The organism is Dokdonella sp., assembly GCF_035703485.1.
Classification (GTDB): Bacteria; Pseudomonadota; Gammaproteobacteria; order Xanthomonadales; family Rhodanobacteraceae; genus Dokdonella.
In genome coordinates this window covers 1-16,044 of sequence record NZ_DASSYD010000131.1, presented here as the reverse complement: position 1 = coordinate 16,044, position 16,044 = coordinate 1, and the positions used below count along the sequence as shown (strand labels likewise).

The window sequence follows — 16,044 nt, the reverse complement described above, 5'->3', positions numbered from 1 at the left end:
CGCTCCCTGCTCTCAAACCAACATCACTGCCGCCCTGCCCGCGCAAATCTCGACGCCGGCATGTTCAATACGAAACGCATATTGCCAACTGGTTTCGGTGCCCATCAGGCGCTCACCATGAACATCGAGGGGTCCGTCTAGATCATCGATTCGGGAAACACCGAAGGACACCTCGCGCAGGGAAACGAGGAATCCCGGTGCGGCCGCGCGGCCGGTGTCGCGGGCAAGTAGCGCGCCATGCACGGCCATCGATTGTGCGCCGTATTCACATAGGTGCACGGCGCGAAGAATGCCGTCGCTGCGCAAAGGATTGTCGGCTCTTCGATGCGAATCGCTGCGTGCATGAATGTTTTCCGCGCTGTAGCCGAGCACGGTATCGAGCAGACACATCGTGCCCTTGTGCGGAATCAGGTGGTCCCATTGGCTTCTATCCAGCATCGCGCGAGCGGCCCTTGCGTGCCATCAGGATCGACAGGCAGAAATGGAAGCCGACGCCGAGGCTGACGGTCAGGCCGATTGCGCGCAACACGGGTAGCGACGACCAGGCCAGCAAGGCGAACACGAGCAGGGCCGAGATCACGCAGACCAGGGTTGCGTGCAAGGTGCGGCGGGCTTCAGCTGCATCGGGTGAGATGCGTTCGAAGAACAGGGCGTAGTGCAGGCCGAGACCGGCGGCGAGGGTCAGGGCGACCAGATGAAACAGCGACAATGATGTGCCGGCGAAGCGCAATACGGCGAGGACGAGAATCGTCGCCAGGGTCATCGGTGCGATGACGTGCCAGGCTCGTTGGATATTGCGGAAGGCGACAAACACGGTGATGACGAGCAGAACGATGGCGATGCCGAAGGCACGCAGGATACGTTCGCGGTAGGAAGCGACGAGCGATTCCGACGCAGCCTTGAGATCGAGCAGACGAACGGCGCCATTCGTTTCGGTCGCAAGCGCCTCAAATGCGGATGAATCCTGCATGCCGATGATGGTGCCTAAACCAAGCCAGTGGTCGCCGCGCTCGACCAGCATCGCCTCGATGCGTGCGCCAATCGGCGAACTGGCGAATGCGGCCGGCGTCATCGGCGCCAGGTTGCGTGCCTTCTCGACATCATCGACGAACGGCTTGAACAATCCGGCACGGAACGGAAGCCCCTGCTCGGCTTCATGCAGCATCGACTCCAGTTGGGCGCGATCCGGCAATCGGGCTTGGCGCGCGCGCTGGGTCGCCAGGCTCGGCAAATAGCGACTCGGCAATTCGACTGCCTCGACTGCACCCTTTTCGGTCAGGGCGTCGATGCGCGGCGCGATCTTCTCGGAGAGTTCGAGCACGCCTTCGGCATCACTGGCTTCGATGATCAACAAGTAGCGCACATCGGGTGCGCCAAGCGCGGCGCGCAAACGACCATCGCGCTGCATCAGATCCTCGGGTACCGGGGTCAAGGCAGCGAGGTTGTTTTGCCAGAACGGTGTCGATGCCGACCACAGCATCAGCGCGGCGATCAGCAACAGCAAGACCGGCAACCAGCGCGGTCGCGGCAAGGCTTCGAGCCAGTTCCAGACTGCGCCCAAACCGGGCGTATCGGCGGCGTCGCGAAACTTGACCGGCAGCACGCGCGGCAGCAGATAGCGCGTGGTCAGGCCGGCGACCAGCAGGCCGCTGATGGTGAACACGGCGAGCTGCATCAGGCCGGTCACGCCGGAGGCAAAGAACGCGAGGTAGGCGATGCAAGCCGAGGCAATCGCGGTCATCAGCAGTGGCCATAATCCGCGCACGCTTTCGAGTGCGGTTTCGCCCGCGCGTCGATGGCTGAGCAGGCGGATCGGATATTCCTGGGCGACACCGAGCAGGGTGAAACCAAAGGCCAGGGTGATGCCATGCATCTCGGTGAAAACGAAAGCGATCGCAGCGACACCGGCCAGCGCGCCCGAAGCAATCGGCAAGGCGGCGAGTCCGAGCACGGCAAAGCTGCGATAGGCCAGCAGGAGCAGGAGGATGAAACCCACCGTGCTGATCCGACCCAGCCATTCGGATTCACCGCGCGTGCTCGCGTTGACCTGCACGGTGAAATAGCCAGGACCGCTGATGAAGAGACGAGCGGAATCGTCAGCCCCCTTGCTGGCGGCGAATATCGACTCGATGGCGGCGATCGCCTCGCCCTGCGCTGTCGGATCGAAACCGGGTGCGTGCGTCTGCACCAGTAACAGGGCTTCATCGTCTGGAGAGAACCAGACACCATCGCGAACCAGCGGTTGCTTCGGCGGTGACCAATGCTCGGCGAGCTTCATGATCTCGAGCGTCGGGTCGCGTGGCAGGATCGGCTTGAGCAGGGTCGCTGCCGGCGAGCCGAGATCCTCGACGCGCTGACTCAATTCATCGGCGAGCACGGCCGCATCGAGCGGCTCAGTGTCGAAACTCGAGGTCAACAAGTAGCGGTATGGCAACAATGTGTCATCGAGCATGCCGGCATTGAATTCGCCATTGACCACCTGACTGAAATGATCGTCCTTGCGCAGGGCAGCACTGAACGTGCGGCTGAGTTCGGCGAGGCGTTCGTCGTCAACGCCACTGATCGCGAGCATGAGCAGACGCGAGCCCGGCCCCTCGCCGATCTGTTCCATCAGCAGCTTCTGATCGGCGGTTTGTGGCGGCGGCATGAAGCTGCGCAGATCGGTGGTGATCTGCAAGGTATGCACGGTCCACGCGGCAACGCCGACCAAGGCGATGATCCACCCGATCAGCAGGCCGAAGCGGCGTACGCCTGGACTCACTGCGCCGCAGCTCCGGCCTGGCAGGTCTGCTCGACATTCTTCTGCGTCAACGGCTTCGGCAGCTCGGCCGTGGCCAGTTGCTCGACCATGAGAATACTGACGTCATCATCGGCATCGATGATGCTGAAGCAGCGTGCGTTGTCGCCAGAGCCATCAACCTGCAAGGCATCGATGCGCTTCTTCAGGCGCTTGTCTTTCGGCGAGAGGCGCAACTGCCAGCGCGCGCTGTCGCCACTACTGCTCAAATCGAAATCCTGCTGCAAGGCCACGGGATCACCGCCAAGCAAGGCGCTGAATCCGCGCAGGAAGCCCTCCAGTTCGGGCACGCGATCAAGTGAGATCTGGCGTGGTTTGCGTTTGCCGCGTTGCACGGTGACCTGGCCGTCGGCGATTGTCGTGGTTTCCTCGTAGGGCTTGTCGACACGTTTGCCGAGCTTGCCCGGACCGAGGTATTCGAGTTCGCCACGGGCGACCAGGGCGCGGTCGTACATGTGCGAAAAGCGCACTTCGACATACGGCGTGCGCGCCGGCAATTCACGCTTGAGGCCACTGACCAGGGCCAGAGGATCGATTTCAGCCGCGCTCACCAGACACGGCAGGATCAGGCATGACAGGCTCAGCGTCGCGAGCAGTCTCGAGGTTCCAGAAATCATAGAAATTGAACCAGTTGTAGGGATGAGCGCGGACATGATGTTCAAGCCGTGTCGCATAGCGTTGCACGAATTCACGCAGTTCTGCCTCCCTGCCGCGTCGCGGCAGGTTGATCTGTTCAGCCAGGGTCTCGAAAACCAGTTCGTATCTGCGACCACCGCGATAAAGACCGAGGCACATCACCATCGGCACCTTGAGCATGCTCGCAATCAGAAACGGCGCGACCGGAAAATTGGCTGGCGATCCGAGAAATTCAACCGTGACCGTGGCTTCCTGCGGCCGCGCACGATCGCCGAGCAAGGTTGCCAGATCCCCCGCCTGCATGGCGTCGTGCAAGGCAAAGACGACCTCATGGCCCGGTCGCGATGCATCGATCACGTTGTTGGCGATGGCCGGATTGAGTGCGTGCAGCAAGTCGGTCATGGCGGGCGTCTGCTGCGTGTTGAGGACGACACGCACGGTTACGTCCGGTCGGCGCAGAGACAGCACACGCAACACCTCGAAGCTGCCGACATGCGCACCAAGCAGAAGTGTGCCGCGATCCGGGCGCATCTGCGCGTGGACCTCATCGAGGCCGACGATATTGACATCGAAGCGATTCAGACTTTCGGTGAGCAGATAGATGCGATCAAGAATGGTTGCGGCGAAATAGTGGATATGACGCATGACCATCCACATCGTCGCCGGCTTGCCGAACACGCGCTCGAGATATTCGTAGGAGGCGCGGCGCTCCTCGGTTCGGCGCAGGAAGAAGTACAGGGTGATCGGATACAGCAGCAGGCGCGCGCAGGCGCGACCGAATGTCAGTCCGATTGTGCGGATCAGCCAGATGGCGAAACGACCACCGCCCTCGCGATGCTCACTCCAGTGATCACTCATGCGAGTTCCCCGTTACCCGTGGTCAACAGCGCGCCATCCCGGCTCACGCGGAAGCGCAGCGCTTTACCGCTGACCGCAATATGCAGTTCGGCGTCTTGCTCGGGCAACAACGGTGCTCGAAACTTGACCGCGGAAATTCGCTTCAACGAACCCAAGCCCTCGCGTTGCAGGCGCGCAGCAACGCGGTCCAGAAGAATAACTCCGGCAACCACCGGCTGACCCGGGAAATGTCCTGGCAGACTCGGATGCGTTGCTGGAATGCGCACAATCTCGATCCACTCCTTGTTTTCTTCACTCATCAATTCAGGGTCTCCGCTGCGTATGCAGATGGGTATCACGCAGCAGTTGCGGCCAGTTTTGCACCAGTTGGCGCAGGAACTGCAGCGGAGGCGCGTGTGGCATGTGGCGCAAATACCAGCGCCGAAAAACGTACTCAAGCAGCATGAACACGGCAGGCAAGGCGTAGCCACCAACATGCAGCCAGATCATCGCCCAGCGATGCGCCGATGAGTCAATCGGAAATGCAGGCAGCCACCACACGATCAGCAACACGAACATCACGACCTGGATGGCGAAGACCACGGCCCAGGCACAGGTCAAGGTACGTGCATACGCCTGCACGCGGGGCAGACTCAATCGCTCGATCCCATCAATGGCAATGATCGCGCGCGCAATCAGCGGCGTATGTCCTCCGCTCAGCGACCAGCCGAAAAGAACGGCGAGGCCAAGATTGATCGCCAGCGGAACCAGATCCAGTGCGACACGACCCTGGCCATTAAAGGACAACGCCAGCACACCACCAACAATTGCCAACCATGCCAGCCATGCCGCAGGTGTGCGCCTGCGCAGTTGCGGGGACAGGACAGCGCTGACCAGGAGCACGACGCAGATCGCCGACAAGGCGTCGCTTCGCGTCAACCAGGCGATCAGGACCAGCGCCACATAGCCGACGATCAGCGCGATGACGCGCAACCGCTGACGCGGATTCGTTACGGTTTCAATGTCGGACGGATTGGATTCCGGGCGGTTCATGCGCAGGATGAGACAGGCAATCGCCCGGTGAGCAGGATGGAAATGTAACATGCCAACCGGGTCGTGAATGCTGGTCGAGATGCGCGAAGTAGGCGGCAAGATGACTTGCTCATTGCGATTTCGGTCCGCCGCCGCGGCGAAAAAGAGGAAGGGCCAATGCAAGCACGGGTGGATTGCGATGCGGTGATCAGCGGTCGCAGACCGGATGGATCCCCGGCAACGACAGCGCGCGCCTGCGATGGCAGGCCATTGCTGTTGTGGAAGAATGGTCAGCATCCGCGCAATTGCGGACGCGATTCCATTTCCGGCCGCCAGCTCATGCTTCGGCGCCAGATTGAAAAGCGCCCGACAGCGACGATCTTCGCTCATTGGCGGATCTTGAGTTCCGCGCTGATGAAGATTCCAGTGGATAGCAACTGATCGGGCCAATGCGGATGAAAACCATCGATCATCAACTTGTCGGGCAGGCATTCGACCCGACCAGCCGCATCACGCGCCTGCCATCGGGCGAAATTCATCTTTGGCAGTGGAATTCCGCTGATGTCCTGGCGCCACGCGAATTCAATGCACTCGCCCGCAGCAAGCTGATTCATCTGTTGCAAGGCTACGCCGGCAGTGACACGACGCCGATGATTGAAACAGGTGAGCACGGCAAGCCGTTTGTTGCCGACTCCAATTACCCGCATTTCAACATGAGCCACAGTAGCGACAGCGTCATGTTTGCCTTTAGTCGCGACCACGAAGTGGGGGTCGATATCGAGAAGACCTCATTCCGCCGCCGATTCAGCGCGCTGGAACTGGCCGAGCGGTTCTTTACGGCCGAGGAGTTCGCCCGACTGGCCGCGCTCGACGAACCTGCGCAAAACGTCGCGTTTGTGCAGCTGTGGACCTGCAAGGAAGCTGTACTCAAGGCGCTCGGACACGGTCTGTCCTTCGGGCTCGATCGACTGCAGTTCGCACTCGATGCAGATGCTTCGGCGCACTCGCTGGAGGCCATTGCGGCAGAAGCCGGAATCCCGCAGGACTGGCAGATTCACCGCTTCGTTCCGCGACATGACCTTCTCGGCAGCCTGGCCTGGCGCGGGCCGGCGCAGCGGGTTCGAACCTATACGCTCGATTCGGGCGCCTGAGGACGAACGCTCAGTTGGTCCGCTGTTCTTCGATATGCGCAGACAGCGCGCGCAGGCTGCTGAAGATTTGACGATTTTCCGGGTTGTCCGAGCGCAACTGAAAGCCATAGTGTTTGGAGATCGCCAATGCCAGCTCCAGCGCGTCGATCGAATCCAGACCCAGATCGCCGTCGCCGAACAAGGGCGCTTGCGGATCGATCTCCTCGGCCTTGACGTCTTCGATATTGAGGCTGCTGACAACCAGTCTGGCAAGATCCTGCTCGGCCGGTGTCTGAGTTGGGGAGTCGATTGCGTCGGTCACGGGCGCTGCCTGATGTCAGTGAATTCTGGCCGCGCAGTGTATCATCCGACACCTTGTTTCTCGCGACCGCCAAGACCAACAACGTGCCATTGACTGAAATAAAATCCGCAGCGCCCAATGACTCCCTGGCGCCGCTGCACGTGCGCTATGAACAAGGCAGTGTCGACGACCTGCTTGCCGACCCGCGGGTCTTGTCAGTCATCGGCTTCGGCGCCGCGGCGCAGACAACCAGCGACCCACGCTTCCTTTGCGTGGGTCTTGAACCCGCGTTCAGACATCGCTACGAGGTCTGGCGATGTGACGGACCGGTGGTTCATGGCCGCCACGGCGACCTGCGCTGGAGCAGCGATGGCAACTACCTGTTTTTCGCGATCGAGACGGATGAAGCCGAAGCGGGAAATATCGACGCGGCCGCCGAACAGGCTTATTCGGCGATATGCCAGCTCCTTGAGCAACATCGTTTCGCCGACGGTCAGCCCGGGCACATCCTGCGCCTGTGGAACTACATGGATGCGATCAACGAAGGTGATGGCGACGATGAGCGCTATCGCCACTTTTGCAGTGGCCGCGCGCGTGGCTTGAACCCCGCCGCACGCAATGGCTATTCGGCGGCGACGGCGATCGGGCGCCGCGACGGCCTTCGCGTCCTGCAGATCTACGGCATGGCTGCACGCGCGGCCGGCACTGCGGTGGAAAACCCGCGCCAGGTCAGCGCCTGGGCCTATCCGCGCCAATATGGCCCGGTATCTCCCACCTTTGTGCGTGCCACGCGAACATCGGCCGACCAGCTACTGGTTTCAGGCACGGCGGCCGTGGTTGGGCATCAGTCTCAGCATGTTGGGGATACGCTCGCCCAGCTCGATGAAACGCTGACCAACCTCAGCAGCCTTCTCGGCGCTGCCGGCGCGGATATCGCGTCACGTGGGATCGAGGCCGCCCTGATCAAGGTGTACCTGCGTGATCCGGCCGAAGCCGACATGGTTTCCGGGCATCTTCTCAAACGCCTGCCCGGACTGGCCGAGCCGCTGATCCTGTTCAGCGACATCTGCCGCCGTGATCTGCATATCGAGATTGACGGAATTCAGGGCTGATTCGCCCGAAATTGGCGAACTCCCTCAGTGCCCTGCCCGGAATACCCGGCACCGAAACCGGATTTAACGCAGAATTGTGATGTGGGTCACACTAGTACTGTGTGCGCAGTCCGCAAACCGATGCGATGCAATGGACGAATCCGACGGGTTTTGCGGTGCTAGCATTGATCTCGCAGTAATCACAACCGGCGCGGGGCGCCACGGAGACATCATGAAGAAGCGATTGGGACACTACGACATCGTTGCCGAGCTGGGTCGAGGAGGCATGGGCGTGGTCTACAAGGGTCACGAATCCTCGCTCAACCGCTACGTTGCGATCAAGGTTCTGGCTGATTCACTGGCCCACGACGAAGGCGTCAAGGAACGCTTTCTGCGGGAAGCGCGCAGCATGGCGGCGCTCAACGATCCGAACATCATCCAGATCTACTACATCGGCGATGATGAAGGTCAGACCTATTTCGTCATGGAATTCGTCGAGGGTGAGTCCCTTGGTACCCTGCTCAAGCGCGAACACAAGGTAGACGTCGGCCCGGCCGCAAAAATCATCTATCAGACCGCGCTCGGCCTCTCTACCGCACACGACAAGGGCGTGATCCATCGCGATATCAAGCCCGGCAACCTGATGGTGTCGAGTCGCGGCACGATCAAGATCGCCGATTTCGGCATCGCCCTGTCGAATCAGGATCTGTCCAACAAGCTGACCTCGACCGGCGAGTTCGTCGGTACGCCAGGCTATCTCTCGCCTGAGGTCTGCCTCGGCCACAAGGTCGATCAGCGTTCCGACATTTTCTCGCTCGGCATCGTGTTTTTCGAGATGCTCGCCGGACGCATGCCATTCACGGATGAATCTCCACTGGGTCTGATGCTTGAAGTGGTTCGTGCCGAGATTCCCGACGTGCGCGAACTCAATGGTCAGGTCGACGAGAAGATCGCCTGGATCCTGTCGAAGATGATTGCCAAGGAGCCCGACGATCGTTACCAGAGTTGCAACGAACTGGCCGAAGATCTGCTTGCCCATCCGCTGGTCTCCAAACCCGGGCCGATCACGATCTTCCCCAAGGTCTCGGCGGCTGCAGCAACCATGATCGGCCAGAAGACGCCGGCCTCGGCGCAGCAACCCTTGCCAAAAACGCCGGTATCCAATCCCGGTGTTGCGGCAGCCAATACACGGGTCACGCCATCCTCCCAGCCGATGCCTCCGGCTGCGCCGAGCGAGCCCGCCACCGCAGCCAGTCAGCAATCGGCTTTCGAGCGCTCACGCAATGATGGCGCGAAAAAAGGCAGCGCAGCGCTGCCGATCGCGATCGCAGCGATTCTCGTGCTCGGCCTGGTTGGTGGCGCCTGGGCATTCCGCGACAAGATTCCGGGCCTCAGTGGCTTGGGCGGCAACGCGATAACCCTCGCCACGGACACATCGGACAACGGTTCGACGGCAAGCAACATCAACTCGACCCAGTCCGCTGACGCCAGCAATCCGGCCCAGGATTTGACGGCAAATGCCGATGTTTCCGGCGATCCGGGCATGGCCAGCAGCAACGGGGCAGCAATGCCACAAGGCGACGCTGTTGCAGATGTCAACGATGGTGACGGCCCCGGCCCACGCGCCTCGCAGGCCGACGTCGATGCCTTGCAAAACTTGCCGGCTGCGCGCGCATCCGAGGAAGCACAGGCCAATGTGCCGGCTCCACGTGCCAACGATGCTACCGAAGTTGCGATGGTGACCAAGCCGAAAGTGACGCAACCTGCCAAGCCGCGTGTGCCGACCATCGCCGTCGTTGTCAGTGGTGATGACGTGATCACCGAACCGGCACGCGATGCAATCGTGAGCTTGCTGCAACGTCGCGGCTTCCGCGTCATCGAGGCCGGCGAAGCATCGGGCAGCAAGCCGAACATGGGCTCGCTGCGTGGACGCGCTGATGCGGTCGTCTTCGTCCAGGCCAAGCCGGTCGGTTCGCAGGAACTGCAATACTACGGCCAGAGCTCTACGCTCTACACCGTGCAGATGGGCGTCAAGGCCTACCGCGTATCGGATGGCAGCACGCTCTGGAGCAGCGGCATGGACCAGATCAACTTCAGCACCTTGAATGCGACCGAGAAAGCCCGCGAAGCGATCGAGCCACTGCTCGATGCAGTCGACAGCAACCTCGACGAGTTCCGCTCACGACGTCGCGGTTGAGCCTGCACTCTGAGTGACGCAGCTGCGATGTTGTGCCGATCATCCCGCAACAACATCGCAGCTGAATCTGCAGCCGAACGGCACACCCCTTTGTCACTCAGCGATTCAGGAACCCGGGGAAACTACGCTGAACTCGACTACGAAACTGCTTCGTCTAGTGCGATTGAGCGGATTTCTCGGACTGCTCTTGAGCGCCCATGCTGCGCTCGCCTATATCGATCCGCCTGTATTGATACCCAGTGCCCCACTAGAAAACCAAGTCGTGTCTGTCAGCATTGATGGTGGTCTCTGTGATGGATTCATTGAGTGGCCAGGCTATCCCCAAGTTATCCAGACTGGAAATAGCGTCAGGCTAGTCGTATATGCTCAATATGTAGATTTCATCGATTTTTGCGTTTTCCCGGCGCATAACATCACGGTTCCAATTGGGGCATTTCAATCTGGCACCTACTCCGTACAAGTCGACAGATTCTATGTCGATGATCTGTTCGGGCCGACAACAGAGACGTTAGCCACGATACCTTTTGAGGTGAGCGGCACGGAAAGTGTTGTCGCTTTGCCATCAAGCAGCTTCGTATCGTTGCTTTTCCTGGGACTTGGCTTGCTACTTGTTGCTGCTTCCACTATGAGACGGCATGTGTTGTCTCTGTTCGCCAATTCTCGATCGCGCAATGGAATCATGGCTGGCTAAAAGCACGCTCGGCAACTGCTCCTGCGTTGCTCTACCTCCTGCATCCATGCAGTCGTCCTTCGGAGCGCGGCATCCCTGCCTTTTTTCACTCGCCTCAGGCGAGCGAGTGTCTTCTCTTTGCGTGGCCACTGCGCTGCAGGAGCAGCGCGAACGGCGAAGCCGGCCCGAAGGGCGGAGGGCAGGAGCCCGACGTAAAGAGAAGGCACCAAGAGAAAGGCCACCCCACGATCGCGCCTTACGCACAGTCCCTGTGCTCCAGGTGCGCGAGTCTGCTGCGGGGTTCGCTGACAGTCCATCCATGGACTGGCATCGATCTGGCCCACATCGTGTGGGCCACCCTGCGGGCTGGTCCTCCGCAGCCTCGCCGCCATCGAGGGGGCCCCGTTGAACACGCATCGTGCGCGCCAAAGCGAGGAGCAAAGCAAAAGCCAGTAGCGCGAGCTTGCGGGATTTTGCTTTGTCTTGGCTGCGCAGGATGCGCAGTAGATGGGCCCCCTATGTAGCGGCGAAGTGGCGGAGGAATTGCCCGAAGGGTGGCTCGCATGGATGCGAGCCAGTTGGCTGCCAGTCCAAGGATGGACTGTCAGCCAACCCCGGAGCCGCTTCACGTAGTCGGAGGGCAGGAGCCCGGAGACCGCTGCAATGGGGTGGCCTTCTCTTTGGTTACTCTTCTCTTGGCCACGCAAGAGAAAGTGACTCGCTCGCCTGAGGCGAGTGAAAAAAGGCAAGGATGCCGCGCGACGTAGGAGCGTGCTTTAGAAGTGCAAGAGCACTGAATGACCAGCAATTCGGCTTGTGGTAAAGAGACAGCTCCCGCTGGGAGAAGGCTCATCTCTGCTGAAGTTCCGGGCCTATCAAGTAGCGTATTTGCTGCTGGTCGCAAAGCAACGCGCCGAGCCTAAATCAAACTCAACACACCGGCGATCGTCGCCGTCATGAACGTCGCCAGCGAACCGCCAAGTACGGCCTTGAGACCGAGGCGGGCGAGATCAGGTCGTCGGCTCGGGGCAAGGCCGCCGATGCCGCCGATCTGGATCGCGATCGAGGAGAAGTTGGCGAATCCGCACAAGGCATACGTCGCAATCAGGCGACTGTGCTCGGTCAACTGGTCCATCTTGCTGGCCATGTCGACGTAGGCGACGAACTCGTTGATGACGATCTTCTGGCCGATAAAGCTGCCGACCAGGGTCGCATCCTGCCACGGCACGCCAATGATCCAGGCCAGCGGCGCAAGGATCCAGCCAAACAACGTCTGCAACGACAGCTCGACCGGATGACCCAACTGGATGGCCAGCCAGCCATTGATGGATGACGAGGGGTCCGCACCCCAGGCATGCGTGCCGAGCCATTGGAACGGTGCATTGAGCATCGCGATCAGGGCAATGAACGCAAGCAGCATGGCGCCGACGTTGAGGGCCAGACGCAAGCCATCGGCGGCGCCGGTCGCGGCGGCATCGATGACATTCGCCGTGGTCTTCTCGACTTCAATCTTGACCTTGCCACGCGTCAGCGGCTCCTCGGTTTCGGGAATCAGGATCTTGGCCAGCATCAGCGTTGCCGGCGCGGCCATGATGCTGGCGGTGAGCAGATGGGTGGCAAAGAAAATGCGCTGGCCTTCATCTTCGCCACCGAGCAGGCCGACGTAGGCGGCCATGACCGAGCCGGCGATATGTGCCATGCCGCCGATCATCACCGTCATCAATTCGGACTGGGTCATGCGCTCGATGTAGGGCTTGATCGTCAGCGGCGCTTCGGTCTGGCCGATAAAGACGCTGGCGCACACCGAAGTCGTTTCCGCGCCCGATACGTTCATGACCTTGGTGATCACCCAGGCCATGCCCTTGACGATGATCTGCATGATGCCGAGGTGATAGAGCACGCCAGTCAAGGCAGCGAAGAAGATGATTGTCGGCAACACCTGGAAGGCGAATACGAAACCGAACTTCGGCACATCCATGAGGCTGCCGAAGATGAAACTTGAGCCGGCATTGACATAGTCGAGCAGCTTGACGAAGCCAGTCGCGATGCCGTTGAAGATCTCGCGACCGAATGGAACCTTGAGCACCAGGGAGGCAAAGACGATCTGCAGGAGCACGCCGGTGGCAACCAGCTTCCAGCTGATCGCGCGTCGGTTGGTCGAGAAAAGTACGGCTATGGAAATCAGTACGGCAAGACCAAACAAACCGAATGCAATGTGTCCCAGTGCCTGCATCATTCGCCAATTCCCCTGTAGGATCTCGCCAACCAAGCGGCGCAGCGTAGAGCAAGCAGGAAGATCTGCGCAAGACGCATCCCCGCACGCATGGCCGACAATCCGGTTGATGTCGCCGGCAGACGTCAGCACGCATCGGCAAAACGTACTCACGGATGACCCAGTCCATGTCCCCAGATTCGAAACTCCGATCGCGCGCGAATCTGATCACGCTAAGCCTTGACCTCACGCTTTTCCTGGCTTTGGCATTGACCTTGTCCTGGTTACTGGTCCGCAATCTGGATCCGGCGTTTGCCGAGCTCGCTGCAGGAACGCAGGAAACGGTCAAGTTTCCCTGGCCTGTGCTTCTCAATGCTGCGCCGGCGGTCCTGCTGGCAGTCCTGCTGCTGGCGCTTACCCGGCGTGGTCTGTTTTCAATTGGCTTGAGCATGGCGTTTCTGTACCTGCTCTATTTTGCCAACGCGATCAAGATCGAGTTGCTCGATACGCCCGTCCTGCCCGGAGATTTCAGCCTGCTTGGACATATGGGCGGAGGCAGTGGCGCCGAGCTGCTCGCCCACTATTTGCCAAGTGATCAGATGGCATGGTTCGGCGGCGCGCTGCTGGCATTGATGGTTCTCGGCATTTTTGATCGCGCCTGGATTTATTTGCGTGGCCTGCCGCGACTTGCCCTGCTGCTGGTGGCACTCGCTGGTGGCGCGGGCATGATCTTCAATCTGCAGCCGGTTTCGAGCATCTATGCCCGAAACAGCGGCGAGTTCCTGGCCTGGTCACCACTGGTTTCAGCAAAGAAGAACGGTCTGCCCGTGACCTTGTTGAACTACCTCTGGCGGATGAGGGTTGCGTCGCTACCGATCAACCAAACGGCGGCCGACATCCTGATCTCGGCCAAGCCATTGCCCCAGGCCGTTCCGCCAGCGGACGAACTGCCCGACATCATCATTCTGCAAAGCGAATCGTTCTTTGATCCGGCACGGCTTCGGAAAATTGGCCCGCATCATCTGTTGCCACACCTGCGCAAACTGCAGGCGCAGTATCGACACGGCGATCTCTGGGTACCAACTTACGGCGGCGGCACCATCCGCACCGAGTTCGAGGTTCTGACCGGGCTCGCCATGCGCGAATTTCCCACCGTGCAATACCCGTATTTCAGGCTGGCCAACAAGGAGGTTGTCCCCGGCATCGCGCGTACGCTTGCTGCGCGCGGCTATCAGACCCTCGCCATCCATCCGAACACCCGCGATTTCTGGAATCGTGGTGCCACCTTCGAGCGCATGGGCTTTGACCACTTTGATGCCGACGAGCAATTCGCTGGTGCCGAGCGCGTCGGCTGGTACACCAGTGATGCGGCCCTCACCGATCACATGATCAATCGACTGAACGAGGCCTCCGGCCCCCTTTTCATGTTTGCCGTCAGCATCGAAAATCATGGTCCTTATGCGAAGTTTCCTGGTGCAGATCCTGAACGTCTGGCCGCGCAGTTCATACCGGAAGGGCTTGATGAGGTCGCGACTGCACAGTTGCGCGGCTATTTCTATCATCTGCAGAATGCCGATCAGAGCCTGGGCCGGCTCGTTGAGACCTTGCAACAGCGCAAGCGCCGCGCGCTGTTGCTGTTCTACGGCGATCATCTGCCGGCGATGCCGCAAGTCTATTCGGAGCTTGGCTTCGATGACGGCGCGCCTGGGCCGTCACAACCGGTTCCCTGGTTGCTGGTCGATACGGCGAAGCCGCCTTCAGCGTCCGCCAACGAGAGCACGGCTTCCTTTTATCTACCCGCCCTGTTGCTCGATGCAGCAGGCATCGATGATCACGGCTACTTCACGCTGCTTGACGAACTTCGTCGTGATGATCGCCCGGGCCGCGACTGGACGCCTGCAAACGGTGAGGGAATGAGAGCCATCATGCGTCTGCGCCAGCTGGACCAACTCTCGATCGGAACGCAGAGTTCACTGCAACAACGATAGAATGCAGCGCACAGAAGAGCCGGACCCTCATGCCAAAACGGACCATCAGCCGCACTCCCCATACCCTTCGATACGCGGCCAGAAAGCCTGTTCGTGCAGTTCGCGCGACTATCGAAGAGACCTCAGATCTGCTTGCGAGCAGCGGTGAACTGCGCGTCGGCCAGGGAATGATTACGACGATTCTGGCGCTGGCCTTCGGATTTCTGAGCCTGCTCGGCGTAATCGCTTTCTATTTTCCGGAATACCTGACCACGCCGGAGCTACGCCACCAGTATTCCGTCGATGTGCTGCGCCAGGCGATGTTCATCGCCCTCCTGATCGCCGGTGCGTTTGCCTTGGCGAATCTTGTTCTTGGCGTGCGACGCAAACTGAACCTGCTTGCTTTCGCTATCGTCATCCTTACGGTCGCCCTGGGTGGCTCTCGTGTGCCGGTCGGGAATTTCCCCGACAACACGCCGTATATCGGACTCGACTGGTTCATCCTCGATCTGCTCGGCTCGACGTTGATCTTTGTAGCCATCGAGAAGCTGTTGCCCTTGCGCAAGGGGCAGGCGGTGTTCCGCAAGGAGTGGCAGACCGATCTCAAGCATTTCGCTGTCAACCATTTCCTCGTCGGCCTGATCCTGTTGACCGTCAATTTCGTCATCCATCACGGCTTTGGCTGGATGGTCCAGCACGATTTCCAGCTTGCCGTGCAACGCATCTGGTTTCTGCCGCAGGTTTTGTTGTGCATTCTCATCGCCGATCTTGCGCAATATTGGACGCATCGTGCTTATCACGAGGTTCCGTTTCTGTGGAAGTTCCATTCGGTTCACCACAGTACAAAGACGATGGACTGGCTGGCCGGTTCGCGTCAGCACATCCTCGAAGTACTCGTCACCCGCGTGTTGGTGATTGCGCCGTTGTTCGTGATCGGTTTCAGCGAAGCGGTGATCAATGTCTACATCATCGTGGTTGGCTTTCAGGCAGTGCTCAACCACGCCAATGTCGGCGCGCCATGGGGGCCGCTTAAGGCAACGCTGATCAAGTGGCGCAATCGTCACGACACCTGTCTGCGTGCAGATCGCGGCGCGCTGGCGCAGATGCACTGGCCGTGTCGGCAACTGCTCCTGCGTTGCTCTACCTCCTGCATCCATGCAGTCGCTTCAAGCCA

General features: G+C 60.2%; 14 protein-coding genes. 6 read left to right on the top strand and 8 right to left on the bottom strand.

What is annotated here, in order from left to right; all coding sequences use genetic code 11:
- Window positions 1-12: 12 nt before the first annotated feature.
- Genes VFN25_RS10295 through VFN25_RS10270 form a run of 6 tightly spaced genes read right to left on the bottom strand, consistent with a single transcriptional unit; the run spans window position 13 to window position 5,323 of the window.
- Window positions 13-438 carry a phosphotransferase gene (locus VFN25_RS10295; RefSeq protein WP_325141536.1) on the bottom strand — a complete coding sequence of 142 codons (426 nt, stop codon included), beginning with the start codon at window positions 436-438 and terminating at the stop codon, window positions 13-15.
- On the bottom strand, window positions 428-2,761 hold the full coding sequence (locus VFN25_RS10290) for an MMPL family transporter (protein WP_325141534.1): 2,334 nt from the start codon (window positions 2,759-2,761) through the stop codon (window positions 428-430). Before VFN25_RS10290 ends, VFN25_RS10295 begins: the two co-directional genes overlap by 11 nt.
- Window positions 2,758-3,348 (bottom strand): LolA-related protein, encoded by a 591-nt coding sequence (locus VFN25_RS10285; RefSeq protein ID WP_325141532.1) that lies wholly within the window; start codon window positions 3,346-3,348, stop codon window positions 2,758-2,760. The genes VFN25_RS10290 and VFN25_RS10285 overlap by 4 nt, the downstream gene beginning before the upstream one ends.
- Window positions 3,335-4,291 (bottom strand): acyltransferase, encoded by a 957-nt coding sequence (locus VFN25_RS10280; protein WP_325141530.1) that lies wholly within the window; start codon window positions 4,289-4,291, stop codon window positions 3,335-3,337. The genes VFN25_RS10285 and VFN25_RS10280 overlap by 14 nt, the downstream gene beginning before the upstream one ends.
- Complete coding sequence (locus VFN25_RS10275; RefSeq protein ID WP_325141528.1) at window positions 4,288-4,590, bottom strand: hydroxymyristoyl-ACP dehydratase; 303 nt, start codon at window positions 4,588-4,590, stop codon at window positions 4,288-4,290. The genes VFN25_RS10280 and VFN25_RS10275 overlap by 4 nt, the downstream gene beginning before the upstream one ends.
- Before the next feature lie 4 nt (window positions 4,591-4,594).
- Entirely contained in the window at window positions 4,595-5,323 is a 729-nt protein-coding gene (locus tag VFN25_RS10270; RefSeq protein WP_325141526.1) for a hypothetical protein, read from the bottom strand.
- A 434-nt stretch (window positions 5,324-5,757) separates the two neighbouring features.
- Between VFN25_RS10270 and VFN25_RS10265 the strand changes: the two genes are divergently transcribed.
- Window positions 5,758-6,453: a 4'-phosphopantetheinyl transferase family protein gene (locus tag VFN25_RS10265; RefSeq protein ID WP_325141525.1), complete on the top strand. Its 696-nt coding sequence runs from the start codon at window positions 5,758-5,760 to the stop codon at window positions 6,451-6,453.
- A gap of 10 nt (window positions 6,454-6,463) precedes the next feature.
- Here VFN25_RS10265 and VFN25_RS10260 read toward each other — a convergent pair whose 3' ends face one another.
- Complete coding sequence (locus tag VFN25_RS10260) at window positions 6,464-6,754, bottom strand: phosphopantetheine-binding protein (protein WP_325141522.1); 291 nt, start codon at window positions 6,752-6,754, stop codon at window positions 6,464-6,466.
- A gap of 53 nt (window positions 6,755-6,807) precedes the next feature.
- On the opposite strand from VFN25_RS10260, the gene VFN25_RS10255 reads away from it, so the two are divergent.
- The 3 genes from VFN25_RS10255 (at window position 6,808) to VFN25_RS10245 (ending at window position 10,712) form a co-directional block, all read left to right on the top strand.
- Window positions 6,808-7,845 carry a pteridine-dependent deoxygenase gene (locus VFN25_RS10255; RefSeq protein ID WP_325141520.1) on the top strand — a complete coding sequence of 346 codons (1,038 nt, stop codon included), beginning with the start codon at window positions 6,808-6,810 and terminating at the stop codon, window positions 7,843-7,845.
- Window positions 7,846-8,056: 211 nt separating this feature from the next.
- Window positions 8,057-10,021 carry a serine/threonine-protein kinase gene (locus tag VFN25_RS10250; RefSeq protein WP_325141517.1) on the top strand — a complete coding sequence of 655 codons (1,965 nt, stop codon included), beginning with the start codon at window positions 8,057-8,059 and terminating at the stop codon, window positions 10,019-10,021.
- Window positions 10,022-10,208: 187 nt separating this feature from the next.
- Window positions 10,209-10,712: a hypothetical protein gene (locus VFN25_RS10245; protein ID WP_325141515.1), complete on the top strand. Its 504-nt coding sequence runs from the start codon at window positions 10,209-10,211 to the stop codon at window positions 10,710-10,712.
- Window positions 10,713-11,610: 898 nt separating this feature from the next.
- On the opposite strand, the gene VFN25_RS10240 is transcribed toward VFN25_RS10245, so the two are convergent.
- On the bottom strand, window positions 11,611-12,927 hold the full coding sequence (locus VFN25_RS10240) for a NupC/NupG family nucleoside CNT transporter (protein ID WP_325141513.1): 1,317 nt from the start codon (window positions 12,925-12,927) through the stop codon (window positions 11,611-11,613).
- Window positions 12,928-13,091: 164 nt separating this feature from the next.
- Between VFN25_RS10240 and VFN25_RS10235 the strand changes: the two genes are divergently transcribed.
- Complete coding sequence (locus VFN25_RS10235) at window positions 13,092-14,891, top strand: LTA synthase family protein (protein ID WP_325141511.1); 1,800 nt, start codon at window positions 13,092-13,094, stop codon at window positions 14,889-14,891.
- 167 nt (window positions 14,892-15,058) lie between these two features.
- The coding region (locus tag VFN25_RS10230; protein ID WP_325141508.1) for a sterol desaturase family protein at window positions 15,059-16,044 on the top strand (986 nt) is incomplete at its 3' end.